This window comes from Kocuria sp. 2SI (genome assembly GCF_005502825.1).
Classification (GTDB): Bacteria; Actinomycetota; Actinomycetes; order Actinomycetales; family Micrococcaceae; genus Kocuria; species Kocuria palustris.
Window position 1 is genome coordinate 23,557 of the sequence record NZ_SCNB01000013.1, and the last position, 23,222, is coordinate 46,778.

The 23,222-nt window shown below is 68.4% G+C and carries 19 protein-coding genes; 7 read left to right on the top strand and 12 right to left on the bottom strand.

What is annotated here, in order from left to right; genetic code table 11:
* Positions 1-98: 98 nt before the first annotated feature.
* From FFS25_RS08845 to FFS25_RS08860, 4 genes are read right to left on the bottom strand one after another with little or no spacing between them, the layout of a single operon-like run.
* The gene (locus tag FFS25_RS08845; RefSeq protein WP_137802630.1) at positions 99-1,295 is read right to left on the bottom strand and encodes a hypothetical protein; all 1,197 of its coding nucleotides are present in this window, start codon (positions 1,293-1,295) and stop codon (positions 99-101) included.
* On the bottom strand, positions 1,292-2,548 hold the full coding sequence (locus FFS25_RS08850; protein ID WP_249933838.1) for a glycosyltransferase 87 family protein: 1,257 nt from the start codon (positions 2,546-2,548) through the stop codon (positions 1,292-1,294). Before FFS25_RS08850 ends, FFS25_RS08845 begins: the two co-directional genes overlap by 4 nt.
* Positions 2,541-3,908 (bottom strand): glycosyltransferase family 87 protein, encoded by a 1,368-nt coding sequence (locus tag FFS25_RS08855; protein ID WP_137802631.1) that lies wholly within the window; start codon positions 3,906-3,908, stop codon positions 2,541-2,543. The genes FFS25_RS08850 and FFS25_RS08855 overlap by 8 nt, the downstream gene beginning before the upstream one ends.
* A 53-nt stretch (positions 3,909-3,961) precedes the next feature.
* Complete coding sequence (locus FFS25_RS08860; protein WP_137802632.1) at positions 3,962-5,371, bottom strand: CCA tRNA nucleotidyltransferase; 1,410 nt, start codon at positions 5,369-5,371, stop codon at positions 3,962-3,964.
* A 112-nt stretch (positions 5,372-5,483) separates the two neighbouring features.
* Between FFS25_RS08860 and FFS25_RS08865 the strand changes: the two genes are divergently transcribed.
* The 6 genes from FFS25_RS08865 (at position 5,484) to FFS25_RS08890 (ending at position 12,274) form a co-directional block, all read left to right on the top strand.
* A complete protein-coding gene (locus FFS25_RS08865; protein ID WP_024289504.1) occupies positions 5,484-5,984 on the top strand; it encodes an NUDIX hydrolase in 501 nt (166 codons plus the stop codon).
* 83 nt (positions 5,985-6,067) lie between these two features.
* Complete coding sequence (murJ, locus tag FFS25_RS08870; protein ID WP_137802633.1) at positions 6,068-7,723, top strand: murein biosynthesis integral membrane protein MurJ; 1,656 nt, start codon at positions 6,068-6,070, stop codon at positions 7,721-7,723.
* Positions 7,724-7,831: 108 nt separating this feature from the next.
* Positions 7,832-9,310, top strand: coding sequence for a hypothetical protein (locus tag FFS25_RS08875; RefSeq protein WP_137802634.1), 1,479 nt, complete (start codon positions 7,832-7,834; stop codon positions 9,308-9,310).
* Positions 9,311-9,506: 196 nt separating this feature from the next.
* Positions 9,507-10,532: a thioredoxin-disulfide reductase gene (trxB, locus tag FFS25_RS08880; protein WP_137802635.1), complete on the top strand. Its 1,026-nt coding sequence runs from the start codon at positions 9,507-9,509 to the stop codon at positions 10,530-10,532.
* Positions 10,533-10,579: 47 nt separating this feature from the next.
* The gene (trxA, locus tag FFS25_RS08885) at positions 10,580-10,906 is read left to right on the top strand and encodes a thioredoxin (RefSeq protein WP_006214374.1); all 327 of its coding nucleotides are present in this window, start codon (positions 10,580-10,582) and stop codon (positions 10,904-10,906) included.
* A 153-nt stretch (positions 10,907-11,059) separates the two neighbouring features.
* On the top strand, positions 11,060-12,274 hold the full coding sequence (locus FFS25_RS08890; protein ID WP_137802636.1) for an N-acetylmuramoyl-L-alanine amidase: 1,215 nt from the start codon (positions 11,060-11,062) through the stop codon (positions 12,272-12,274).
* A 160-nt stretch (positions 12,275-12,434) separates the two neighbouring features.
* Here the strand turns inward: FFS25_RS08890 and FFS25_RS08895 are convergent, their stop codons facing one another.
* From FFS25_RS08895 to rpmH, 8 genes are all read right to left on the bottom strand, one after another.
* The gene (locus FFS25_RS08895) at positions 12,435-13,622 is read right to left on the bottom strand and encodes a ParB/RepB/Spo0J family partition protein (RefSeq protein WP_137802665.1); all 1,188 of its coding nucleotides are present in this window, start codon (positions 13,620-13,622) and stop codon (positions 12,435-12,437) included.
* 2,129 nt (positions 13,623-15,751) lie between these two features.
* Positions 15,752-16,612 carry a ParA family protein gene (locus tag FFS25_RS08900; protein WP_311200017.1) on the bottom strand — a complete coding sequence of 287 codons (861 nt, stop codon included), beginning with the start codon at positions 16,610-16,612 and terminating at the stop codon, positions 15,752-15,754.
* Between the two features lie 297 nt (positions 16,613-16,909).
* The gene (gene rsmG / locus FFS25_RS08905; RefSeq protein ID WP_249933840.1) at positions 16,910-17,623 is read right to left on the bottom strand and encodes a 16S rRNA (guanine(527)-N(7))-methyltransferase RsmG; all 714 of its coding nucleotides are present in this window, start codon (positions 17,621-17,623) and stop codon (positions 16,910-16,912) included.
* A gap of 3 nt (positions 17,624-17,626) precedes the next feature.
* Entirely contained in the window at positions 17,627-18,280 is a 654-nt protein-coding gene (locus tag FFS25_RS08910; RefSeq protein ID WP_137802637.1) for a Jag family protein, read from the bottom strand.
* Positions 18,281-18,355: 75 nt separating this feature from the next.
* On the bottom strand, positions 18,356-19,492 hold the full coding sequence (yidC, locus tag FFS25_RS08915) for a membrane protein insertase YidC (RefSeq protein WP_137802638.1): 1,137 nt from the start codon (positions 19,490-19,492) through the stop codon (positions 18,356-18,358).
* Positions 19,489-20,001, bottom strand: a complete 513-nt coding sequence (gene yidD, locus FFS25_RS08920; protein WP_137802639.1) for a membrane protein insertion efficiency factor YidD — start codon at positions 19,999-20,001, stop codon at positions 19,489-19,491. Before yidD ends, yidC begins: the two co-directional genes overlap by 4 nt.
* Positions 19,998-20,351, bottom strand: a complete 354-nt coding sequence (gene rnpA / locus FFS25_RS08925; protein ID WP_006214383.1) for a ribonuclease P protein component — start codon at positions 20,349-20,351, stop codon at positions 19,998-20,000. The genes yidD and rnpA overlap by 4 nt, the downstream gene beginning before the upstream one ends.
* An 87-nt stretch (positions 20,352-20,438) precedes the next feature.
* Positions 20,439-20,576 (bottom strand): 50S ribosomal protein L34, encoded by a 138-nt coding sequence (gene rpmH / locus FFS25_RS08930; RefSeq protein WP_006214384.1) that lies wholly within the window; start codon positions 20,574-20,576, stop codon positions 20,439-20,441.
* A 523-nt stretch (positions 20,577-21,099) separates the two neighbouring features.
* Between rpmH and dnaA the strand changes: the two genes are divergently transcribed.
* Positions 21,100-22,803: a chromosomal replication initiator protein DnaA gene (gene dnaA, locus FFS25_RS08935; protein ID WP_137802640.1), complete on the top strand. Its 1,704-nt coding sequence runs from the start codon at positions 21,100-21,102 to the stop codon at positions 22,801-22,803.
* The last annotated feature ends 419 nt before the right edge of the window (positions 22,804-23,222 follow it).

Below are 23,222 nucleotides of genomic sequence, written 5' to 3' on the forward strand. Positions count from 1 at the left end.
CTGTCCGCACAGACTGATCGACTGTACACCACCGGACATCCGCGGTCCATGGCCGCTGCGGCATGAGACCGGCGATCATCGCCCGCAGGAGGCGGCCCTCAGCGCAGCGCGACGTCGATCTCGGCGTCCCTGCCGTCGGAGGTGACGTCCACATGCACGGGGAAGCTGACGATCTCCTCGACCCTCTTGCCGTCCTCCAGGTAGGACAGCCGAGCCTCCGCCTGCGCCGTCTCGTCGGCGACCCAGTCGAGCTGCGAGTCGGAGTCCTCCTCGGCGACCAGCCACAGCGGCGGCCGCGAGACCAGCTCCCACTCGACCTCGGAGATCTCGGCCCCTGCCTGGGGAGCCTTCAGACCGGATTCGGGGACCTCGATCTCCGCGTTGTCCGCGGCATCGGCGCGGGGCACGCCTCCCTCCGCCCAGCGGCGCGAGGCGGGGCATGCGTCGGGGCTCACGGAGGTCGAGTCCATGCAGCTCTCGACGCTGCGGACGATCTCCTGGTCCACCTCGGCCCACAGCTGCGGGGAGGGCTCCAGCTCCACGACGACCTCCTGCGGCTGCGGATCGCCGAGCAGGACCTCGGCCGGATCGATCGGCTCGGCCAGGACGTAGTCGTCTCCCTCGGGCAGATCCACGGCGAACCTCCCCGGCAGGGCCTCCCACTGCCACTTGCCCCCGGCGCCGTCGGCCACGGTGCGATCTTCGGAGTCCAATCCGATCCGCTCGCCGTTGATCGAGAGGGCCCGGATCCCGGGAGCGGCCACCGTCAGCGTGCTGGCATCCACGCCGTCCATCTCCCAGCTGTCGTTGAGGGGCCCGGTGCGCCGGACCTGGTGCACCGACCAGGTGTGCTCCTCGCCCTGCTCGGCGCCCTCCGGGACCTGCCCGTCCGGCCAGCGCACCGAGGCGGTGACCTGGGCCCGATCGCCGTCGCGCTGGACGTCCACGATCTCCCAGGAGCTGATCCGTCCCTCGGCCTGCCTGTATGCCGCATTCGGCATGCTCTCGGCGCCGGTTCCGCCCCGCGAGTCGCCGAACAGGGCGAGGGCCTGGCGCGAGCGTCCGTCGACCATGGCGTCGAGCCAGTCCTCGACCGGCTCCTCCGGGTCGCGATCCACCATGAACCAGTTCAGGACGGTGCCGCCGGCACTGATGAGCAGGACCACGACGATCAGCCAGGTCCACAGCGACCGGCGCAGGCGTCGGCGGCGCCGCTGCTCGGCGGGACTGAGCTCCTGGACGTCCTGATCGAGCTCGGGCTCTGCCTCTGCGGAGGCGCCGACCTCTTGGCTCATGCGTTCCTCGCGGCCACACCGATCTGGGTCGCACGGCGGCCTCGCTGCATGTCCACGGCGACGATGACGATGAACCAGATCAGGAACAGGTAGCGCGCCGCGGCCAGCAGGGCCTGCGGCGACCAGCCCCAGTCGCCGAACAGCGGCTGGGTCTCCCAGGCCCCGGCCGGGGCGTTCATGGTGGCCCAGTAGCCGATCTCCACGGCCTGCCACAGGAAGAACTCGAGCCAGCTGCGCCTGGCCAGGATCACCAGCGGGACGAGCCACACGGACTGCAGCAGCGACCAGTCCCGGCTGAAGAGCAGGAAGACGGCCAGCAGCATGAGCAGCACCTGGACGATGCTCGGCTCCTTGCCGGCCAGCACGGTCACCAGCAGCACCGCCACGACCCCGAGCAGGATCGCGATCATGGAGATCTGGTCCAGGTTCGCTGAGTCGATCGACAGTCCGGTGGCCGGTGCGCCCAGGGCGTTCCACACGCTCCAGCCGGAGTCGCCCGAGACCGGCGAGCGCACGGTCTCGCCCATGCGCTCGCGCCAGCGGTCGAACTCCTGGACCATGAACGGCCCGTTGACCATGGCGAAGACGATCAGCGAGACCACGAGCGCGCTGATGAAGTCGCCCAGGTAGCGGTAGCGGGCGGCCAGGAACAGGATGGCGATCAGCACGAGCAGCGGCAGGAAGCTGACCGTGGCCCCGAGCCCGACCCACACGCCGGCGACTCCCGGCGAGCCCCGGATGTAGGAGGCGACCGCGAGCATCATGAACATCACGGCCCACAGGTCCCAGGACGTGAAGCCGACCAGCAGGACGGTGGGCGCGAAGGCCAGGACCACGGGATCCGAGGGCTGCTTGCCGGACAGCGAGGCCACCGCGGTGATCGTCACGACCCACACGAGGGCCGTGAGGAAGACGGTGAGGTCCAGGACCGTGTTCGGAGTGATCTCGACGCTGAAGGCCTCGGCGAGACCGGTGGTCATCCAGCCGAGGATCGAGGTGAACATGCCCACGACGATCGGCTGATCGCCCGTGGGGCCTCCCGTGAAGAACCCGGAGAGCATGCCGCCGGGCGTCACGGACAGGTCGCCGGGCTGCAGCTCGGCGGCGCACAGACCCGGGAACCTGTTTTGGACATCCCACTCCGGCACGCGGCACGGGACCCGCAGCAGGAAGGAGAGCAGCACGGCCAGGATGCCGAGCACGAAGAGCACGAGACCGTTGGTCCCGCGCCTGCCGGGGCGTCCGTCAGCCATGGCGTCCTGCCCCTCCTGCTCGGGTGTCTGGTTCCCCGGCGATGATCAGCGGCCGCGCAGGGAAGGATCCGGCACTGCGATCCGCGCTCAGGATAGCCGGGGAGGACCCGGTCTCGGCGGCGCTCCCGCCGATCCGGTCCGGGTCATAGGCCGGCAGGCCGCGCAGGAGGCGCACGACCACCCGGGCGCACAGCCACACCACGGCCAGGATGTGCAGCACGACGGCCGCGGCATAGAAGCGGCCCATCGCCTCCGCATTCGGCTGATCCGCGACCATCGAGTACAGCCAGGTGAAGACCGCGATCCAGTGCACGACCTCGATGACCTGCCACACCGCGTACTCCCGCAGCCGGGGGGCGGCCAGGATCACCAGCGGGACGAGCCAGAGCACGAACTGCGGGGAGTAGACCTTGTTGGTCAGCACGAAGGCGGCCACGATCAGCAGGGACAGCTCCGCGAGGGTGGGCTCGCGCCTGGCTTTCAGCCCGAGCACCAGGACTCCCGCGCAGCACAGGGCGAACACCCCGTAGGCGATCACGTTGAGCGACTCCGCCGCCAGCGGCTGCGCGCCCAGCTCCGGCGCCCACACGACGTTCCACACGTGGTAGATCGACGAGAACCCGGCACCGCGCTCACCCGAGAAGCTCCAGAACCAGCTCCACTGCTGGCGGTCCCACAGGGCGAAGGGCACGTTGACGACCACCCATGCGACGACGGCCGAGACGACCGCCATGACCGCCGGGCGCAGCTCGCGCCGGCGCAGCGCCAGCACGATCACCGCCCCGAGCATCACGAACGGCCACAGCTTCAGAGCCGTGCCCAGTCCCAGCAGCACGCCGCCGACGGCCCAGCGGCGGCGCTGGAAGGCCAGAAGCGCGGCGACCGAGGTCAGCACCGGCCACAGATCCCAGTTGATCAGGGCCGTGGCGGCCACCGCCGGGGAGACGGCCAGCGCCGCGGTGTGGACCGTGGAAGTGCCCATGGCCGCGACCATCACCACGACGGCGAGCCACACGAGCAGCAGCAGCGCGGCATTGAGATCGAAGTAGATGTTCTGCACCGTCGGCACGGGCAGCCCCTCGCCCAGGCCGTAGGCCGCACGACCCGTCGCCGTGGCGATCAGGCTCTGCAGAAGCGGGTACTCCAGCAGCGCGGAGGGATCCTGCGACAGGTAGGCGAAGCTCCCGTCGGACATCCCCCGGGTCGTGAACAGGTAGCCGATGTCGGAGTAGCAGACGAGCTGCTGGGTGTGCGCCCCGTTCCACCCCAGCTGATGGCACGAGAAGCGCAGCAGCCAGGCCACGATCATGGTCCAGGTGCCGAGCCCGAGCAGCAGCCACAGCCACTGCCCGGAGCGCATGCCGCGCGGCGACCGCCAGCCCCTCCGGCCTGTCTCGGACTGCGCGGGTGCGCTCACTGGCTCTCCCACCAAGCCCTCAGCCGCTTCTCGGCCTCCTCCTCGCCCAGAGAGCCCTCGTCCAGGCGCAGCTCGAGCAGGTGCTTATAGGCCTTCCCCACCTGCGGCCCCGGGGGGATGCCCAGGATCGCCATGATCTGCTCGCCGTCGAGGTCGGGGCGCATGGACTCCAGCTCCTCCTGATCGGCCAGCTGCGCGATCCGCTGCTCGAGCTCGTCGTACGTCCGCGCCAGGCGCGCGGCCTTGCGGCGGTTGCGGGTCGTGACGTCAGAACGGGTGAGGCGGTGCAGGCGCTCGAGCTGGGGGCCGGCGTCGCGCACGTAGCGGCGCACCGCGGAATCGGTCCACTCGGCGTCACCGTAGCCGTAGAAGCGCATGTGCAGCTCGACCAGGCGGGTGACGGCGGCGATCGTGTCGTTGTCGAAGCGCAGCGCCTTCATGCGCTTCTTCACGATCTTGGCCCCCACCGTCTCGTGGTGGCGGAAGGTGACCGCGCCGTCCGGGCCGAAGCGCCGGGTCGCTGGCTTGCCGACGTCGTGCAGCAGCGCCGCCAGCCGCAGGACCAGGTCCGGGCTCGGCACGGGGCCGTCGGGGCCGGTCTCCAGCTCCGCGGCCTGCTCCATCACGGTCAGCGAGTGCTGGTAGACGTCCTTGTGATGGTGGGCCTCGTCGGTCTCGAGCTTCAGCGCGGGCACCTCCGGCAGCACGACGTCGGCCAGGCCGGTGTCGACCATGATCTCCACCCCGCGGCGCGGGGCCCTGCCGCACAGGAGCTTGATCAGCTCCTCCCTCACGCGCTCCGCCGAGACGATCTCCAGACGCTGCGACATCTCCGTCATGGCCGCCAGGACCTCCGGGGCGACCTGCAGGTCGAGCTGGGAGGCGAAGCGGGCTGCCCGCATCATGCGCAGGGGGTCGTCGTCGAACGACGAGTGCGGGGAGCCCGGAGTGCGCAGCACGCCGGCGGCCAGATCTCGCACGCCTCCGTGGGGATCCACCAGCTCCATCGACGGCAGCCGCAGCGCCATCGCGTTGATCGTGAAGTCGCGCCGGACCAGGTCGTCCGCGAGGGAGTCCCCGAAGGCGACGATCGGCTTGCGGGAGGAAGGGTCGTAGGCCTCCGCCCGGTACGTGGTGATCTCGAGCTGCTGATCCCCTCGACGCATCCCGATCGTGCCGAAGTCGCGGCCGATCTCCCACGTGGCATCCGCCCACCCGCGCACCGCCGCCAGGGTCTGATCGGGGGTGGCATCCGTGGTGAAGTCCAGGTCCGTGGCGACCCGGCCCAGGAAGAGATCGCGCACGGGGCCGCCCACGAGGGAGAGGTCGTGGCCGGCATCGGCGAAGCGGCGGCCCGCCTCCAGGACGACGGAGGGGACGGCGGAGGTGTCGAGCTGCTGGGTCATCGCGCCCATCATTCCAGACCCCCGGCCTCTGCCCTGCGGGGACGCGTCGCGGACCGCCGGGTGACGTCGGCGGCTCCGCCCGTTCCCAGACTCAGCCGTTAGTGTTGAGCGCATGGCTTTCCCCGTACCCAGCGCACCCAAGAGACGGCCCTCCGGGCCCGTCGCTGCGCTGCCCACGGTGGAAGAGGTCTCGGCCGGCGGCATCGTCGTCGACTTCGACTCACCTGATCTGCCGGTGGCGATCATCGCCCGGATCAACCGCGGAGGGCGCCTGGAGTGGTGCCTCCCCAAGGGCCACCCGGAGAACGAGGAGACGGACGGCGTCGCCGCTGTCCGAGAGATCGAGGAGGAGACCGGGATCGCCGGGAGGGTGATCTCTCCGCTGGGCAGCATCGACTACTGGTTCTCCGTCTCGGGGCACCGCGTGCACAAGACCGTGCACCACTTCCTCCTGGAGGCGGTGGGCGGCGAGCTGACCACCGAGAACGATCCCGATCACGAGGCCGTGGACGTCGCGTGGGTCAAGATCGACGACCTCGGCCGCCGCCTGTCCTTCCCGAACGAGCGGCGCATCGCAGACATCGCCCGCGAGTTCATCATCCACCAGCTCTGAACCCCCGCTTCGGGCGCCTCACCACGGGCTGCCCGGCCCAGCACGGGCCGCCCCCGGCGCCCGACGTCCTCGAAGGAGACCACGTGGCTCGATCCGGCGCCATGTCCAGCGCCATCATGGCCTCCGGCACGCTCGTCTCCCGGATCCTGGGCTTCGTCAAGACCATCCTCATCACGGTCGCGATCGGCTCGCTGACCTCGGTGGCGGACATCTTCCAGATCGCGAACAACCTGCCGAACTACATCTACGTGCTCGTGGCCGGCGGCGTGTTCAACGCGGTGCTGGTGCCCCAGGTGATCAAGGCCTCCAAGGCCTCCGCCGACGACGGCGCCGACTACATCTCCCGGCTGCTGACCCTGGCCGTGATCGCCCTGGCCGGGATCACGCTGGTCGTGGTGGCCTGCACCGTGCCGATCATCCGGGTCATGACCCAGGACTGGTCGGATCAGCAGCTGGCCCTGGGCGTCACGTTCGCCCTGTTCACGTTCCCGCAGATCTTCTTCTACGGCGTCTACACGGTCGTGGGCCAGGTGCTCAACGCCAAGGGCGCGTTCGGCTGGTACATGTGGGCGCCCGTCGTGAACAACATCGTGGCGATCGCCGGCCTGCTGATCTTCATCCGGCAGTTCGGCAGCTTCGCGGAGACAGAGCACTCCCTCGAGTCCTGGACCAGCGCCCAGACCCTGCTGCTGGCCGGGGTCACGACCCTGGGCGTGGCACTGCAGGCTGTCGTGCTGTTCTGGCCCCTGCAGCGACTGGGCCTCGGGCTGCGCCCCAAGTTCGGCTGGCGCGGCATCGGGCTCTCCCAGGCGGCCAAGCTCTCCGTGTGGACGCTTGCCACGGGCGTCGTCGCCAACCTCGCCTTCCTGGCGCTGACCCGCACCGCCTCGATCCCCACGGGCTTCCGCGAGCAGTACCTGGAGATGGACCCGCCGCAGCACATCGCCGGCAGCGCGTCGCTGGACCAGGCGGCCATGCTCTACTCGCTGCCCCACGGCGTCATCGGCCTGTCGATCGCCACGGTCCTGTTCAACTCCATGGCAGCGGCCTCCGCCCAGGGCGACGACGAGACCCTCAAGGCCTCGCTGTCCCAGGCCCTGCGCTACTCGGGCATCGCCACGATCTTCTGCACGATGGCCATGATCGTGTTCGCCGGCCCGCTGGGCATGCTCTTCTCCGGCGGCGTCCCCGAGTCCGGTGCGGTGATCGGGCAGGTCTTCGCGGTGATCGCGATCGGCGCCCCGTTCTTGACCACGGCGTTCATGCTCGGCCGCCTCTTCTACTCCCGCGAGGACGCGCGCACCCCGTTCATGGTCCAGCTGGCTGTCTCGATCCTCACGGTCGCGGCCGCGGTGATCATCAGCCAGACCATGCCTCCGCACCTGGTCGTCTTCGCCGTGGCCGCCTGCTACGCCGGGCAGAACATCCTGATGACGCTGCTGTACCACGTGATCGCGGTGCGCACGATCGGCGACTACCGCACCGTCGAGGTCATCGACACCCACATCCGCGCGATCGCCGCTGCTCTCGTCACCGCCGTCGCGGCGACCGTCGTCCTGTACGCCATGGGCGGCTGGGACCCCGAGGGCTGGCCGTGGTCCTCGCAGCTCAGCGCCATCGGCACCCTCGCCATCGGCGGTCTCGTCAGCGCCGTGATCTACCTGTTCATGCTCAAGGTCTTCAAGCTCAAGGAGCTGCCCGAGCTGATGGCCCCCCTCACGGCGCGCCTGCGCCGCTGAGGTCCTCATCGGCTCGCATGGACCCCCGAGTACACTGCGACTGACCCGCCGCTCCCTACCCCGTTCTGCCGCTGACTGCGGCGGACCCGCAGATCCACAGGAGACCTCGTGGCCCAGCCCATCAGCCTCGGCACCGTCCTGGGTGGTCGCTACATCGTCCTCGACGAGGTGCAGACCACTTCCGACGGCGATCACGTGCTCGGCGGCAAGGACCAGATCCTCGGCCGCGAGGTCACCATCCTCGTGCCGTCGGAGGCGCACACGGCCCGCGTGGTCGAGAACGCGCGCACCATGGCCATCGGCGCCGTGGATGCCGATCTGCACATCCTGGACCTCGGCCAGTCCGGAGCCACGCCGTACCTGGTGACCTCGTTCGCCGCTCCCGCGGTGCTGCTCGAGGAGCTGCTGGCCGAGCCGGGCACCGTGGACGACGACACCCTCTCCGACGACATCTTCGGCCGCCCCCGCTCCTCGAGCTCGGCCGGCGCCTACGTCCTCGACGACGGCGAGCCGGATGCCCCCGAGTACGAGGACACCGCCGAGCAGGACTTCGGGCGCTGGGACGATCAGGACGACATCGAGACGGCCCCGGCCGCGCCCAAGGTCGAGAAGCGCCTGGGCCGCCCCCGGCGCGCCTCCGAGGCCTCGACCCGCGCCACGCTGTTCGACCGCGCCGCCGCGGGCCGCGGCACGGAGCCGCAGCAGCGCACGCAGTCGGCCAACGGGTCGATCGACCCCAGCTACGACGGCGACAACCGCTTCGACTCCTACGAGTACGACTACCAGAGCGCCCCCGCCGGCGCGTCGCGGCCCAAGTCCGAGGAGCCCAGGTCCTCGCGGCGCTCCGGGGCCTCCTCGCGCTCGGGCGCTGCGGCTGCCGGGACGGGTGCGGGAGCCGCAGCTTCGTCGTCCAGCGGCGGCTCGTCCGCCGCGCGCGGCTCGAGCTCCTCGCGCTCCGGCCGCTCCGGGGGCAAGGGACGGCTCGCGCTGATCTTCGCGCTGCTCCTGCTGCTCATCCTCGTGGGCGCGGGCATCGTGTTCGGCGGACTCGGCAATGTCTTCGACTCCGGGAAGGTCTTCGGCCCGGAGGAGGAGCCCTCCGCGTCGGCCTCGCCCACGGAGCAGGCGGTCCCCGCTCCCACCACCGTCACGCGCCTGGTCCCGGACGACCCCACTCTGATGGCCGATCAGGACGCCACCCTGAACCAGGCCATCGACGGCGATCCCGAGACCTCCTGGGTCAGCTACGGCTTCTCCGCCGCGGACTACGGCCAGCTCGTGTCCTCCGTGGCCCTGGCGGTGCGCTTCGAGGAGTCCACCCCCATGCACGAGCTCACGATCCAGCAGACCAGCGGCACGGGCGGCTCCTTCACGGTCTACGCCGCGGACAGCCCGTCGCTCGACGGCGCAGTGGAGATCGGCGAGGGCTCCTTCGACGGCCCGGAGACCACGGTGGAGCTCTCCGACGAGGCCGCGCAGGACGATCACCCCTACCTGATCGTCCAGTGGACCGAGCTGCCGTCGCTCGAGGAGCCGATCGCCGACTACCCCTACGGTCTGCGCATCGCCGAGATCGAGGTCTCCTGAGCTCGCAGCTCAGCCCAGCTTGCTGACACATCGTCAAGTCAAGTTGCCGCGGTTGCCGGAATAGTTCCTGCTGTCCCCTGGTTATTCGGGCAGACGACGGATCGCAGCGCCTGTCACACGCGCACGATCCGCACCCGGTCCGTCCGGCAGCCGTCGGACCGCAAGCACCGCACACGAAGGAAGAAGGACCGCGAACGTGAGCCCAGACTTCAGCCCCGCGATCAGCCTCGACCTCTCCTCGAGCACCCCGGAGACGTCCGCGGCTCAGTCCGTGGCTGCCGATCCGAGCGCCACGGTGCACGACGTCGTCATCGTGGGCTCGGGGCCGGCGGGCTACACCGCCGCCATCTACGCAGCGCGCGCGAACCTCAAGCCCATCGTGCTCGCCGGCTCGGTCACCGCCGGCGGCGAGCTCATGAACACCACCGAGGTCGAGAACTTCCCAGGATTCCAGGACGGCATAATGGGCCCCGAGCTCATGGGCACCATGCAGGCCCAGGCCGAGCGCTTCGGCGCCGACGTCCGCTACGAGGACGCTCTGTCGCTGAAGCTCGAGGGCGACATCAAGGAGATCACGGTCGAGGGCGGCGAGGTCCTGCGGGCCAAGGCCGTCATCCTGGCCACCGGCTCCGCCTACCGCGAGCTCGGCCTGGAGGACGAGAAGCGGCTGTCCGGCCACGGCGTCTCCTGGTGCGCGACCTGCGACGGCTTCTTCTTCCGCGAGCAGAACATCGCCGTGGTGGGCGGCGGAGACTCCGCGATCGAAGAGGCCACGTTCCTGACCAAGTTCGCCTCCAAGGTCACGATCATCCACCGCCGCGACGAGTTCCGCGCTTCCGAGATCATGCAGCAGCGCGCCTTCGAGGACCCCAAGATCGAGATCCTCTGGAACAAGGAGGTCATCGGCATCTCGGGCGAGTCCAAGGTCGAGGAGCTGACCCTGCGAGACACCGTCACGCAGGAGCCATCCGCGCTTCCGGTGACCGGCCTGTTCGTGGCGATCGGCGCCGATCCCCGCACCGGCCTGTTCGCAGACCAGCTCGCGATCGATCCCGACGGCACCGTCCAGGTCGACGGCCGCTCGTCCCGGACCTCGCTGCCGGGCGTCTTCGCCGCCGGCGACGTCCTGGATCCCACCTACAAGCAGGCCATCACGGCCGCCGGCTCCGGCTGCGCCGCGGCGATCGACGCCGGGCACTACCTGGACGCCCGCGCCGGCTGATCCCAGGCCCTCCCACAGACCCTCCCACCCCAGAGAAGGAGCACACCATGAGCAACGCAGCAGCCGTCAACGAGTCCGACTTCGAGGCCGAGGTCCTCCAGTCCGACAAGCCCGTCATCGTCGATTTCTGGGCCGAATGGTGCGGCCCCTGCCGCATGGTCGGCCCGGTCCTGGACTCGATCGCCGAGGAGCACGACTCCGTGAAGGTCGTGAAGGTCAACGTCGACGACAACCAGGCCATCGCCGCCAAGTACGGCATCACGTCCATCCCGGCCGTGTACGTCTTCAACAACGGCGAGGTGGCCAAGCAGTCCATCGGCGCCAAGCCCAAGTCAGCTCTCGAGAAGGAGTTCGCCGAGTTCCTCGGCGCCTGATCCGCTCACCTGCCGAACGGCCCCGGAAGCCCGCCATCGCGGGGGCTTCCGAGGGCCTTTCGGGTGCCTCTTCCCGCTGGTGAGATGCACACACGCACCGAGTGCCTCTAGTATTCAAGGAATTTCCGTCGCCCCCGACTCCGTAAGGTCTCCATGTCCGACTCCTCTGCCGCCTCCCTGGGCCGCGGCCACAGCGACCGCCGCGTACGGGTCCTGCGCGAGCGACTCGTGCGCGCCGGCCAGCTGCCCCAGGACACCGACCTGGACGGCCCTCAGGCCACTGAGTTCGACGCCGCCCTGGAGACGGCGGTCAGGGCCTTCCAGCAGAGCCGGGGACTGATCGTCGACGGCGTGGTGGGCCCGGAGACCGAACGACGCCTCAGCGAGGCCCAGTACACCCTGGGGGACCGTCCGTTGCAGTGGGACCGTCAGGAGCCCATGCGGGGTGACGACGTCGAGCGCCTCCAGCACAATCTGTCCCTCCTCGGTCTGTACTACGGCCATCTCAACGGCGCGTTCGAGGAGAAGACCCACCTCGCTGTGCTGGAGCTGCAGCAGAGCCTGGGACTGGAGCGCAGCGGCCGAGTGGATCACCGCACCATCGAGGCCCTGGCCCGGATCAACAAGAACATCACGAACTCCAAGGCGTTCTCTCTGCGCGACTTCCACAATCTGGAGTCCGCCAACGGCGCAGTGCGCTCGCGCCGCATCATCCTGGTGCCCAGCGCCATGATCGGGGAGCACCCCAGCCCTGCGGAGGCTCCCCCTGCGGATCGGCAGCGCAGTCGGGACCTCTCCTTGGATGTCGCAGCTCGTGCCCACGAGCTGCTCGCCGACATCGGCGCACATCCCGTCGTCGTCTCCGACCAGCCGCTCCAGGCCGCCGACGGCACGGTGATCGAGACTCCCGGCACCCTGGATGAGGCCCTCGAGGGCGTGCGCCAGCCCGTGGTCGTCGTGCTCGGATGCGATTGGAACCGCTCGGAGAAGGCCAGCGGCATGGCCTCGTACTTCTGGGGGAATTCCGGCTCCGAGCAGGACGCCCTCTCCCCGATCGGCCAGCGCGGCGCCTCGCTGATCCAGCGCGAGATGGTCGCACGCACGGGTGCACTGGATCTGGGCTGCCATGGCCGTCAGTGGATCGTCCTGCGCACCACGCCTGCGCCCACGATCTACCTGGACATGGGCTACCTCTCCAACCCCGGGGAGTCCGAGGATCTGGAGCGGGGGGAGTACCGAGCGCATATCGCTCAGGCGATCGCCGTGGGCCTGCAGCGCATGTTCGCGCAGTCCTCCCAGGATCACCCCACAGGGACGCTGAGCACCTCGGATATCGCTCGAGAGCTGGCACGACGACCCAAGGCCTGACCTCGTCCAGAGCGACGAAGAGCCCCTTTATGTGATGTACCTCACATAAAGGGGCTCTTCTGCATGCTCAGCGCAGTACCAGACGGTCAGGGAGCGAGGCGGTGCCGCACCCCGCCCGGAGCTGTCTCACGACCGATCCGGGCGAGGTGCCAGCAGGCGCTCAGTCCTCCTGAGCCGCATCCTGCGTCTGCGGATCCAGCACCGAGATGATGCGATTGAGATCCTCGACGGAGGCGAACTCGATCGTCATCCGTCCCTTGCGGGCACCCAGGTTGATCTTCACGCTGGTGTCCAGCTTGTCGGAGAAAGCGTCGGCGATATAGTCCAGACGCTCCCTGTGGCGCTCCTGGGCCCTGGCCGCGGGTCGACGCCCCGGCTTGCCGCGCTTGGACAGCGATGCTGCCTCCTCGGCAGCGCGCACCGACATGCCTTCAGCAACAATGCGCTGGGCCAGCCGCTCCATCTCGGCAGGATCCTCCAGCGCCAGCAACGCACGAGCATGGCCGGCCGAGAGCACACCTGCCGCCACCCGGCGCTGAACCAGCGGTGGCAGGCGCATCAGACGCAGCGTGTTGGAGATCTGCGGACGGGAGCGCCCGATGCGTCGAGACAGCTCCTCCTGAGTGGCCCCGAACTCCTCGAGCAGCTGCTGATACGCCGCAGCCTCTTCCAGAGGGTTCAGCTGGCTGCGATGCAGGTTCTCCAGCAGTGCATCGCGCAGGAGGTCATCATCTGCGGTGTCGCGGACGATGGCGGGCACAGTGTCGAGGCCCGCGCGCTGAGTGGCCCGCCAACGGCGCTCACCCATCACCAGCTCGTAGGGCCGACCATCCGGCTCTCGGGACGGCCGGACGACGATCGGCTGAAGGACTCCGAGCTCGCCGATGGAGTAGGCGAGCTCCGCCAGCTCGTCCTCGTCGAAGACCTGACGCGGCTGCTTCCGGTTGGGGTGGATGCTGCCTACGGGGACTTCCGCGAACGCCGCGCCGGGGACCGAGGCGAGGTCCGACGTGTCGGGATCCGCAGGCAGTTCCGCAGCGGTCGCAGGGGTTTCCGCGGCTACGGCATCTGGTTCGACGCCTTCCGCGTTAGCCCCCGACGTTCCACGTGAAACATCAGCCGTCCGATCAGCGTCCGTCGCGCCCTCTGAGGGCTCGGTGACGGAAGTGTGCACCTCCGTGGTGGCGTCCGAGGCGGCGGGAGCAGCCGACTGCACGGACTCCTGCTGATCCGAGGCCTCGTCCGGAGAATCGGCAGATTCCGCTGATTCCGCGGACGAGGGAGTAGGGGTGAAGAACATGTCGGACGGGCGGCCGCTTCCTCCGCGGTTCTGCAGGGCTGCCCCCATATCCATCCGGGACTTCATGGCGCTCTGTCGAGCACTGGCCGAGACCGGGCGGCGACGGCCGCCCGTTCCACGTGAAACGGACGATGTCGTCTCCTCCGCAGAACCACTCGACTCCGCGTGCTTGGGGTCCACTGCAGTTGCCTTCGCATCCGCCTCGGAGACGGGGGCTCCGGCCGCAGTCGTCGCTCCGCTCTCCTTCTTCTTTGAGGACTTGGGGGCGGTGGATGCCTTTCCACTCCGCGAGGCGGCAGTTCCAGACTTCGAGGACGCTCCTGTCGCCGCTCCGGTCTTGGAGCGAGCCCCCTTGGGAGATGACGAATTGGACTCCTCAGGCTGGGGTGCTCGCGTCCCGGAACTTCCAGCCTCCGACTTGACTCGCCCAGATCGATCCGTACGGGAGTCGTTGCTCTCCGTCGCACCGGACGCATTCACCGCTGCGGTATCAGCTGCGACGGTCGACTCCGACTGCGCTGCCGCGCTACCGGCCTGCGGCGCCTCTGCACCCCCAGCGTTGTTTCTCTGGACACTCGACTCCGAAGACGGCTTCTCGACAGGTGCACTGGGAATCAGGGCTCCGAGGCCTCTACCGAGCCCCCTCTTGCGCTCCGCCATGGACAACACTCCTCTACTGGACGACCCCGACAGTCTACGGAGCATCGACAGAGATTCGCGCGTTTCACGTGGAACCACCCGGAGTTCCGGGCCACATTGTGACCGATCTGGCCTGGCTGGACGCACTCTAGTCGCGAAGGCATGGTCTTTGCGACCGTTCCACGTGAAACATCGCGCGCCCATGGGCGCTATCCACTCCCGAAGCGGACTGCAGCTAACGGTCAGGTGTTCGTTTCACGTGGAACATCGCTCAGTCGCAAGGCCGTCCATGCGCACGTCCCGAAGAGAATCCATGAATTTCGCCGCGACTGTTACGACGTTGAAGACACGCGCCCATCACCCGACTAGTCGTCCAGACAGTGCCCTAGGGGGTCATTCCCGCAGCGTTCCACGTGAAACATCACGGCATGCGCACGCCCATTGCGCAGTCGGTACGAGGAGGACCCCACGCATCTTGCATTCCGTCCAAGTCCATGGCGTGTGCGCCTCACACCTGAATCACCTCTGCGTGCTGCAGCCGGTCTCCGTCTCCGGGCCGTGGATCGCGTGGATCACCCGCATGTCGCCTCGTACCGCACACCGGCCGGTTTTTGCCTTTTGGCACTCGCGTACCAGTGAGCTGACTACCGCGCGCAGACCCTGGCTTTCAGAGCTGTGGCCTTCGGCCATTGCCCTTGGCCTCCGCTCTGGACACAGATCATCGCATCTCGTGAGCTGCTACGGGTTGATAAGACCCGTCCTCATTCCTGACAACGCTCGCACAGTAGGACCCCTCAGTTCGCATAGCGTCGTCGCCACACAGAGGCAGTACTTGTCCCATGATCAATGGTGCACTCGCCTGGCGGCATCGCCAGCATGTACGGTGACTCGCCATCGCGATCCCGCCGCCCACCGCGGAGACTCTCGCCGTCGCGATGCGCTCCGCAGCACCCGCCGATCGAGGCATGGAGAGCAGACGGACACCAGAGATGATGCGTTCCACGTGAAACATGGACTCGCGCACTGACCGAAGACGGCCACCATGCCACCGACGAGCCGTCGAGGGTCCTGACGTCGGATCCAGCCGTCAGCTGGACCTCCTTCCGTAGCGTTTCTCACGTTCCGTCATGCGTCGCCCATCGCGCGCTGCAGACCAGGGCATGCAGAGGCGTCTACCACGGGAAGAGCTTTTCCGCCTCTCACTTGCCCGCTGTGTGCCTTGGGACGACGGACAGCGGGCAAGACCCGGAGTTCGTCCGAGCCATCGGGATCCGATTCCTGCTGCGCTTCCTCGGACAGCCGTCGCGCATGGTCGACCGCCGGCGCGCTTCGCAATGTTGAGTCAAAGACAGTCTGGAGAAGGACGAACCGCACGTTCCACGTGAAACATGCCGACAGAAGACGAGCGGCTGCAGTCGACATCCGCCGGCCGACGATGACAGCACCGTCTCACTCTTGCAAGCGCTGAAATGACAACGGGCCCCGTTCCACGTGGAACGGGGCCCGCTTCGACCTGCAGAGCAGGCCCGATCGATGGATCATTTGCGCTTCGGCACACCTCGCGCTGCGATCTCAGCGGCTGCCTCCAGATAGGACAGCGCGCCCGTGGACTGCGGATCGTAGTTCAGCACCGACTGCTGATAGCTCGGCGCCTCGGAGATCCGCACGGACCGGGGGATCATGGTCTCCAGCACCTGCTCCGGGAAGTGCGCCCGCACCTCATCCGCCACCTGGGAGGACAGGTTGGTACGGCCGTCGTACATGGTCATGAGGATGGTGGACACGACCAGATCCGGGTTGAGGTGCTTCTGGATCATCTCGATGTTGCGCAGCAGCTGGCTCAGGCCCTCGAGCGCGTAGTACTCGCACTGGATGGGGATCAGGACCTCGCTGGCGGCCACGAAGGCATTGATGGTCAGCAGGCCGAGGCTGGGCGGGCAGTCGATGAAGACGTAGTCGAGACGCTCCAGGCCCTGCTCCTCACGAGCCTCGGCGTACTGGTCCAGAGCACGGGACAGCCTCTGCTCGCGCGCCACCATGGACACGAGCTCGATCTCTGCACCGGCCAGGTCGATGGTCGCCGGCGCCACCACGATCCGATCCGACTCGGGGGAGGGCGCGACCACCTGAGCCAGCTCCATCTCATCGACGAGGACGTCGTAGACGCCGTCGACCTCCGAGCTGTGCGGGACGCCCAGGGCGGTGGAGGCATTGCCCTGCGGATCGTTGTCGACCACCAGGACGTTGAGACCCTGCTTGGCCAGGCCCACTGCCAGGTTGACGGCGGTGCTCGTCTTGCCCACGCCGCCCTTCTGGTTGCTGACCGTGATCACGCGAGTGCGCTCAGGCCGCTGAAGCTGCACGTGCTCGAGTCGGCGACGTCGCTGATTCTCTTCCACGAGCTTCCTTCCGAGGGGGGTATCTCCCGCGCCTTGTGCGGCGTCTGTCGCGCCGGCGTCCTGTCCTGCAGTCAACCGCGATCCGCGGTCCGGCTGCACTGCCGAATCCTGCGAGACCGGATCAGGGGGAAGACCGAAGTCATAGCCGTGAGGCCTGTCGTTCTGGGTCATCACGTCGCCTTCCTCGGTCCTTTGTGACCTGCATCACATTACATGTCGCGGCCACTGAGGGCCTGCCCCACACTACCCAAGACGCTTCCCCGGACCGTCGACCGAGGTCAGCGCCTCGAGACCGATTCAGAGGACGACTCGTACCACGGTGGTCGGCTCCTCGAGCAGCTCAGAGCCCAGGGTGAGCACCTCGGTCTGCGCGACGCGGTGCCGCTTGAGCTGCTTGCGCGCCTTATCGATCTCCTGCTGCGCCGACCGGCCCTTGAGCGCGAGCAGCTCACCGGAGCCCTGCAGCAGCGGAAGCGTGAAGTCCAGCAGACCGCCGAGCGCGGAGACAGCGCGGGCCGTGACCACGTCCGGCGCGGAACCGCCCGGCAGCTCTTCGACCTGCTCGCCGCGCGCACGAAGGACCTGCACGTTCTCGAGCTGCAGATCCTGGACGATCTCGTTCAGCCAGGTCACGCGGCGCTCGAGCGGCTCGATCAGCGTGAGCTCCAGATCGGGGCGTGCGATCGCCAGGCACAGCCCGGGAAGTCCCGCCCCGGAGCCCACATCGGCCACACGGGCGTCCTGCGGGATCAGTTCCTCCACCACGGCGCAGTTCAGGACGTGACGTCCCCACAGCCGCGGAGCCTCACGCGGACCGATCAATCCGCGCACGATGCCCGATGAGGCAAGGTGCTCCACATAGCGCTGGGCTAGCTCGAGCCGGTCGCCGAACAGGCTCTGCGCGGCCTCGGCCTCACGCCCCTGCAGCTCGGGAGCCGGCTGGGCGACGGCGCCGTCGGACTCCGCCTGCCTGCTGCGATCAGAGCGTTCGCCTGGGTGCTGCTCCGTCATGCCTCAGCCGTTCGCCGAGACCACGATGTGGCGTCCGGGGCCCTCGCCCTCCGACTCGGAGTGCATGCCCTCCTCCGCCACGACGTCGTGCACGATCTTGCGCTCGTAGGGGCTCAGCGGGTCCAGGTGCACCGGCTCACCGGAGTCCCGCACGCTCTGCACGGCACGACGGGCCAGCTCCCGCAGCTGCTCGGCACGGGCCAGCCGGTGCCCGGCGATATCGAGCACCAGCCGGCTGCGCTGCTCCGTGCCGGCCAGCACGGCCAGCCGCACGAGCTCCTGGAGAGCCTCGAGCACCTCGCCGTCCTTGCCGACGAGCATGTCGAGGCCGTCGTCGCCCTCCTCCTCCGTCACCACGGAGAGGTAGGTGCGGCCGTTGCGGACCTCGATGTCGATGTCGCCGTCCAGATCGGCGAGATCCAGCAGCTCCTCGAGGTAGTCCGCAGCGACTTCGCCCTCCTCCACGAGGGGGTCGAGCTCGTCGTCATCCTGGTCGCTCGGCTCGGCAGAGGCCACAGCGGCCTCGTCGCCCTGCGGGACGTCCACACCGGCGACGACCGCCGAGGCGTCGACCTTCTGGCCGGGCTCCAGGTCCTGGATCTGCACGCCCTCGGGCGCGGAGTCCTGAGCCTGCTCGCTGTGCTGGTTCTCGCTCATTCGTCTCTCCTGACGGAAGTGGTGCAGCAGCCGTCTCGACAGTATGACCCGAGCGGCGCCCTGAGGGGTTCGGTCTCAGGACCCGGACTTGCCCTTGCCCTTGCCGGACTTCTTGCCGCCCGACGAGCCCTTGGAGATCGGCGACGACGAACCGGTGGTCGGCTCCCCGTTGACCCCCGGCCCCTGAGCCTTCTCCGGCTGCTGGACATCGTCCTGGCCGGTCTCGAGCGGGCCCTGGCCCTTGATGCCCTTGGCCTTCTGGCGCTTCTTGCTCATGGGCTGCTGGCGCTGACCGGCGGCAGCCTTGGCGCGAGCCTCCTCGATCTCGGCCTGGTGCTCCTCCTTGGTCTTGCCGACCGGGGGAAGGCCCTTGGCCTCGCGGCGCTCGTTGAGCTCGCGCTCGGCCTGCGAGCCGGGAGTGGGGTTGTTGCGGATGACCCAGTACTGCTGGCCCATGGACCACAGGTTGGAGACGGTCCAGTAGATCAGCACGCCGATCGGGAAGTTGATGCCCGTGATGAGGAAGATGATCGGGAAGATGTAGATGATCATCTGCTGCTGGCGGTACATCGGAGAGTTCTTGGTGGCCTCCGAGACGTTCTTGGACGCCAGCTGCTTCTGCGAGATGAACATGGTGACCGTCATGGCCACCACCAGCAGGGCCGCGATGATGATCGTGGCGGTGTGGTTGCCGTCGCCGGGCGAGCGCAGCGTGGAGAACAGCGGGGCGCCGAACAGGGTGCCGTCGTAGAACTGGTGGATCTTGTCCGAGGACAGGACCAGGATCCCCTCGTCCCGCTCGGCAGCGCCGGTCACGCCGTTGAGCACCTGGAACAGGCCGAAGAAGATCGGCATCTGGGCGATGATCGGCAGGCAGGAGGCCAGGGGATTGACCCCGTGCTCCTTGTACAGGGCCATCTGCTCCTGTGCCATGGCCTGGCGCGAGACCTGGTCCTTCTTGCCCTTGTACTTGGCCTGCAGCTTGGCCATCTGCGGCTGGATCTCCTGCATGCCGCGCATGGAGCGGATCTGGCGCAGGAACAGCGGGATGGTCAGGGTTCGCATGACCAGGGTCAGGCCCACGATGGCCAGGACCCAGGTCCATCCGCTCGCCGCATCCAGCCCGATGAGGGTGAACAGCTCGTGGAAGAGCCACAGGACCGCCGAGACGACCCATTTGAAGGGCCAGAGGATGATGTCGAAGATGTTCATCGTGAGGAAGCTCCTTGAGCCGTCTGCGCGGCAGCCGGGTCTGCGCCGTGCTGGCGCGCGGACGTGGTCTCGTGTGCCGGATCGCGGGGTGTCAGCACCGCTGCGCGATCGGCGGGTGTGGGGTGGTTGAGCAGGATGATCCGCGGCAGCTCGGTCTCCGAGGAGAACCGGCGGCCGCCCTGCGGCACCCTGTCGATTCCACCCGCCGCCCAGGGATGGCACCTGAGCAGTCGTCGCACGGTCAAACCTAGGCCCCGGACCGCCCCGTGGCGAACCACGGACTCGAGGCCGTAGGCCGAGCAGGTGGGGAAGTGCCTGCAGACGTCCCCGTAGAGCGGGGAGATCAGCATGCGGTAGAGCTTCAGACCCGCGATGATCAGGTTCTGCGGCAGCAGCCACACCGCCTGGACCGCACCCCGGGGGCGCACGAAGTCCGACGGTGCCTGCTCCCAGAGCTTCTCCTCATCCAGGACAGGATGCTGATGGCCGAGGCCCTGCGCGGTGCTCATGCCGGCACCTCGGCCTTGCTCGCGGCCTTGCGCCAGGCGGATTCCCAGTCCCGCCGCAGCTCGGCGAAGTCGGCCTCTGCCGAGGCGGGCAGGGCCCGCACCACGACGTCGAAGCCGGCTGGGCTGCCCTGGATCGTCATCCCGACGAGCTCCCGCAGCCGCCGCTTCACGAGATTGCGGCAGACCGCATTGCCGACCCGCTTGGATACCACGAAGCCCGCCCGGGACGGCTGGTCCCCGGACGTGGCGCGCACATAGACGACGACGTTCCGGCGCCCCTGTCGGGCACCGGAACGTGTGGTCGCTGCGAAGTGCGTGGAGGTGCGCATCCTGTGCTGTGCGGGAAGCACGCGCTCACCCCTTCGGTCTCGGCGGCGTCTGCGGACCGGGGCTCTGCTGAGCAGAGGCCGTCGGATCCGCGAGGGCGACGAGAGGGCTCAGGCAGAGAGGGAGGCGCGGCCCTTGGCGCGGCGCGCCGAGAGGATGCCGCGGCCGGCGCGGGTGCGCATGCGGGCGCGGAAGCCGTGCTTCTTGGCGCGACGACGGTTGTTCGGCTGGAACGTGCGCTTGCTCATTGATCTTCTCCGGATGCAGGACGGGCGTGCCCCTGCCCTGTGCGGATCCGGCGCACGCTGCCCGTGCAGAGCACGAGCGCGCAGCAGGCCGTCCGCCTGAGGAAGGGGTCCACCGCTGTGGTGGTCGATGGCTGTGCCGCCGCGAGGCGCATGGCGCCGGGCGCAGGTCAGACACAGGACTGATCGATTGTAGGCGCGGCGAGTGGGACGGTCAACCGAACCGTCGGTGACCGCCTCTCGCCCACATGCTGTGCACGTCTTCCGGAAATTCCTGTGGATAACCGGATCCCCGTCCTTGCCAGCAACGGTGCGCTCTCGCTCGTGTAACTACACGATTGTAGTTCTTTTCGGCCCCGATCGGGGCTAGGTCGGGGCTTCGAACGTGCTCTACGCTGAACCCTCGCGCTCGACCCCCGAGCCGCTGTCCACCGCTGTGAACAACTCTGTGGATGACCGGTCGCGAGCGCACCCGGGCACCCGCCCGGAGCCGACATCGCCCCCGAATCCCGGAGTCCCCGCCACTGTGAGTCCTCAGCAGAATCCGGAGCTCGACGCCCGTTGGGCCGAATGCGTCCGCACCATGACCGAGGACCCGCAGATCTCCCCGCGCCACCGCGGCTTCCTGCGCCTGGCCAAGCCCCGGGGCCTCATGGGCACCACGCTGCTGATCGCCGTGCCGAACGAGCTGACCCGCGAGGTCCTGCAGTCCAAGATCGCGCCGGCCTTCAACCAGGCCGTCACGAACTCCTTCGGCAAGGACACCCTGGTCGCACTCGTGGTGGACACCGACCTGGAGGAGGTCTCCGAGCAGGAGATCGAGTCCGCATCCCGGGCCTCGCTGCCGCCGCTGAGCGAGCTCGAGGCCGAGCGCGGCCACACCGCTCCGCCGGCTGCCCAGGAGGAGACCGAGCAGGACTCGCTGTCCACCACGAGCTCCGAGTACTCCGGGGCCGTGAACACCTTCCGCTCGCCGTCGCCGCGACCGGCGGCGCCGCGGCCCTCCGCACCGGAGCCGGCCCGACGCCCCCTGCCCGAGCAGCCCGCGCCGCAGGACACCGCCTCTGCGCAGAGCACCGGCGAGGCCGCAGTCGAGGAGACCGGCCCTCAGGACACCTTCGTCCCCGCCGCTGCCCCGGGCCGCTCGGCTGCGGAGGACCACGGCACGGCCGGTGCGGCCTCGGCCGAATGGGATTCGAGCGCTCGGCTGAACCCCAAGTACGTCTTCGAGTCGTTCGTCATCGGCCAGTCCAACCGCTTCGCCCACGCGGCGGCCTTCGCGGTCTCCGAGACGCCGGCCAAGGCATATAACCCTCTGTTCATATACGGGGATTCAGGGCTCGGCAAGACCCACCTGCTGCACGCGATCGGGCACTACGCCAAGCGGCTCTACCCCGGCATCGCGGTGCGCTACGTGAACTCGGAGGAGTTCACCAACGACTTCATCAACTCGATCCGCGACGACGAGGGCTCCTCCTTCAAGGAGATCTACCGCAACGTCGACATGCTGCTGATCGACGACATCCAGTTCCTGGCGGGCAAGGAGCACACGCAGGAGGAGTTCTTCCACACCTTCAACGCGCTGCACAACCACGAGAAGCAGATCGTGATCACCTCCGATCTGCCGCCGAAGCAGCTCACGGGATTCGCCGATCGCATGCGCTCGCGCTTCGAGTGGGGACTGATCACCGACGTCCAGCCGCCCGAGCTCGAGACCCGCATCGCCATCCTGCGCAAGAAGGCCGATGCCGACGGCACCCAGGCACCGCCCGAGGTCCTGGAGTACATCGCCTCGCACATCTCCACGAACATCCGCGAGCTCGAGGGCGCCCTCATCCGCGTCACGGCCTTCGCCTCCCTGAACAAGCAGGACGTGGACCTGCCCCTTGCCGAGCTCGTGCTCAAGGACCTGATCACCGACGACGACGGCGAGATCACCGCCGCCACGATCCTGGGGCAGACGGCCGCCTACTTCGACATCTCGCTGGACGAGCTGAAGTCCAAGTCCCGCACGCGCACGCTGGTCACGGCCCGGCAGATCGCCATGTACCTGCTGCGCGAGCTCACGGACATGTCCCTGCCCAAGATCGGACAGGAGCTCGGCGGCCGCGACCACACCACGGTCATGCACGCCGATCGCAAGATCCGGACGCTGATGGCCGAGCGCCGGCAGATCTTCAACCAGGTCACCGAGCTCACCAACAGGATCAAGCAGCAGCGCCACAGCTGATCCGCAGCGCAGCCCATGCGCTGCGCTCTGCCTCATCCCTTCAGGCCCCGGGCCCGCACGAGCGGACCCGGGGCCTGCGTCGATCTCCGGTCATCCACAGGACGGCGCGGCGCGGATGCGGGCTGCGAGACCCGTTCTCCACAGCTGTGGGAAGCCCTGTGGACAGGCTGTGCACGACACGATTCCACCGGTTGTGGACAGCGCTGTGGAGAGAACCGCGATCGCGGTGGACAGTCGAGGCGGATCCGGGGATCGGCCTGTGCACGGGCCCGGAATGACAAGAATGTGATTACACAGGCACGGGGCGGTCCGTGGATGGCGGTGCACAGCCGACCCACAGCCATGATCCGCGCCAGATCAGCCGATCAGGCTCTTTTCCACAAGATCCACAGCGGTTATGAACACTACTGTCCATTAAT